We start from the raw sequence: 1,329 nt of genomic DNA on the forward strand, positions 1-1,329 counted from the left end.
TCAATACTATTGTCCAATAGTTAATCAACTCTATAGATAGTGCCTTTGCCTAAGTTCCGAATATTGTAGTGCGGGCATCTTGCCCGCGACGGGTGTAGCTGATGAAGAATAAATAGGTTCCAAGATATAAACGATAAATATTAATTAGGACTTACGCAGATAAGCTATATATAGCGCTCAATACTATTGTCCAATAGTTAATCAACTCTATAGATAGTGCCTTTGCCTAAGTCCTGTATTAATAATAAAACCTTTGTAGTGCGCGCATCTTGCCCGCGACAGGTGTACCTTATGAAGAATAAATAGGATGGGAGCAAGATGCTCCCACTATTCCCTTAAGCAAAATAATTACAATAGACAACCATTACAATGCACCACCTTTAAACTTTCTGATTAATGACTAACTTTTCATCAAAAACAATCATCAAAAAATGACAAATATCGACTTTTTCTCTGATTATTTATCTGCCACAATTCGACTTTCTGTTCCTCTAGCTTTTGCCGCTTTAGGTGGAATATTTTCCGAACGTTCCGGCATTCTTAATATTGCTTTAGAAGGAATGTTATTAACAGGAGCTTTTGTTAGTGCTGCTGTTTCTATTTCCACAGAAAATGTCTGGATCGGAACATTAGTAGCAATTTTTGCCGGAGGAATTTTAGGCTTAATTCATGCCTATCTTTGTGTCAGTTTAAAAGTTAATCAATTAGTTTCTGGTTTAGCAATAAATTTAGCAGTATCAGGATTAACTGCTTATGGAGCTAGGGTATTATTTGACAGTGGCACAATTGCTCTACCCGGTATTGAAACTATCAATTTTTTGGGATTAAAAGATTTGCCAATTTTAGGAATATTCTTCAATCAAGACTTATTATTTTATTTACTTTTATTATTAATTCCGGTTTGTACTTATCTGATTTTTCATACCAGTTGGGGTTTAGCTTTAAGAGCAGTTGGTGAATATCCTCAAGCAGCAGCAACAGCCGGAATATCTGTTAATTTAGTGCGTTATTTAAGCGTAGGTTTTAGTGGTTGTTTAGCAAGTTTAGGAGGAGTTTATTTAGCATTAGTTCATGTGAAATTTTTCACCGAAGGCATGAGTAGTGGAAAAGGTTTTATTGCTTTGGCAGCCATAATATTTGGTAGATGGCATCCAGTTAATACAGTTTTAGCTTGTTTATTATTTGGAGCAACAGAAGCTTTGCAATTGAGAGTTCAAGCTTTTAATCTGAATATTCCCTATCAATTTTTAGAGATGTTGCCTTATGTTATTGCTCTATTAGCTTTGATTGGTTTAGCAGGTAAATCTACTCCTCCTGCTGCTTTGGGAA

The 1,329-nt window shown here is 35.2% G+C and carries 1 protein-coding gene; it reads left to right on the forward strand.

From position 1 onward, the window contains the following. Positions 1-431: 431 nt before the first annotated feature. Positions 432-1,329: ABC transporter permease (locus AC3DU7_RS26090; protein ID WP_488042193.1), on the forward strand; the 898-nt coding region annotated here is incomplete at its 3' end.

This window comes from Okeania sp., from assembly GCF_983059655.1.